1 protein-coding gene and 2 tRNA genes are annotated in these 1,395 nt (G+C 63.2%); 2 read left to right on the top strand and 1 reads right to left on the bottom strand.

Going from position 1 to position 1,395, the window contains the following annotated elements:
- Positions 1–829, bottom strand: an 829-nt coding sequence (locus EOA85_RS35320; protein WP_164760135.1) for an RNA methyltransferase, incomplete at its 3' end; no start/stop codon positions are given.
- 199 nt (positions 830–1,028) lie between these two features.
- On the opposite strand from EOA85_RS35320, the gene EOA85_RS35315 reads away from it, so the two are divergent.
- Positions 1,029–1,113: transfer RNA gene (locus EOA85_RS35315), tRNA-Tyr, on the top strand.
- A 71-nt stretch (positions 1,114–1,184) separates the two neighbouring features.
- Positions 1,185–1,258: transfer RNA gene (locus tag EOA85_RS35310), tRNA-Gly, on the top strand.
- Positions 1,259–1,395: the final 137 nt, after the last annotated feature.

Below are 1,395 nucleotides of genomic sequence, written 5' to 3'. Positions count from 1 at the left end.
CTGCATAAAGGCTCACCGCCGCGGCGTTCGACACGTTGAGCGAGCGGATGGCGCCGGGCATATCGAGCCGGGCGAGCGTCGTCACCGTTTCGCGGGTCTTCTGGCGCAGGCCTTTGCCCTCGGCGCCCAGCACCAGCGCGATCTTTTCTCCCGAAAAACTCTTTTCGAGTTCCGCCGGTCCGTCCGAATCGAGGCCGACGGTCTGGAACCCGGCCTCGTGCAATTGCCCGATCGCGTCCGCGAGGTTTTTAACCTCGATCTGATCGATATGCTCCAGTGCTCCGGAGGCCGATTTCGCCAGCACGCCGGATTCATGCGGGCTGTGGCGCGCCGTGGTGATCAGCGCGCCGGCGCCGAACGCGACCGCCGAGCGCAGGATCGCACCGACATTGTGCGGGTCGGTGACCTGGTCGAGCACCAGCACCAGCGTCGTATCGCCGAGCGCATCGAGCCGCTTGGGTTTTAGCGGCTCGGCCTCGATCAGCACGCCTTGATGGACGGCGTCGGAGCCGGTGACTTTGTCGATGTCTTTTGGCTCGACCAGTTCCGTCTTGAAGGGCAGGGCGGCGAGGTCGGCGATCGCTAGCCGCTCGGCGGCGTTGCGCGTTACCAGCATCTTCTTGATCCGCCGGCGCGGGTTGTCGAGCGCTGCTCGCACCGTGTGCAGGCCGTAAAGCCGCACCAGGCCGTCCGCTGCTGTCTCTCCTGGCGGCACCGGCTGGCGCGGCCTGAACGCCGGCGCGCCGCCGCTCTTCTCGTCGCGATGCGCCCGGCGCAGCCTGGCGTAGTGGGTGTCTTTCGGGGTCTTGGGCTTGTTGTCGTTGCTCATGGCCGGTTCTATAGCCGTGTCGTCTGTCTAAGGATACAGCCGGAGACACTGCTCGGCGGGCCGTCCGGAAATTCAACGCGTTTTGCCGGGACGTTACGGTTGACAGTTTTGGGCGCTGCCGCCATAAGGCGCTTCGCGAAGGGCTGCTCACGCGGTCGCGACGCGTCGATGCCTCGTTGCATGGCTCCGGCGGCAGACTGGAGAGGTGCCCGAGTGGTTAAAGGGGACGGACTGTAAATCCGTTGGCTATGCCTACGTTGGTTCAAATCCAACCCTCTCCACCACTGCCGGCCCGGAAGCCCTGAAACGCAAAGCATCGGACCGAAAAGTGCATAGCGGTTTTCGGGCGAAATGCGCGGGTATAGCTCAGTGGTAGAGCAGCAGCCTTCCAAGCTGAATATGCGGGTTCGATTCCCGCTACCCGCTCCAAGCAAGCTGTTCAAGTTATTATCGAAAATAACTTCCTTGAAAATGCGCCGCGTCACTGCCTGTCACTGTCTGTGGCGGTTTTGTAGGTCCTGAGCGGCCAATCCCTCCTCGGCATCACCAGGGCTTTAGTCGGCGCC

Origin of the sequence: Mesorhizobium sp. M5C.F.Ca.IN.020.29.1.1, assembly GCF_003997375.1 — a bacterium.
Taxonomy (GTDB): domain Bacteria; phylum Pseudomonadota; class Alphaproteobacteria; order Rhizobiales; family Rhizobiaceae; genus Mesorhizobium; species Mesorhizobium wenxiniae.
The sequence above is the reverse complement of the archived record's forward strand: the minus strand, read 5'-3'. Positions and strand labels throughout refer to the sequence as shown.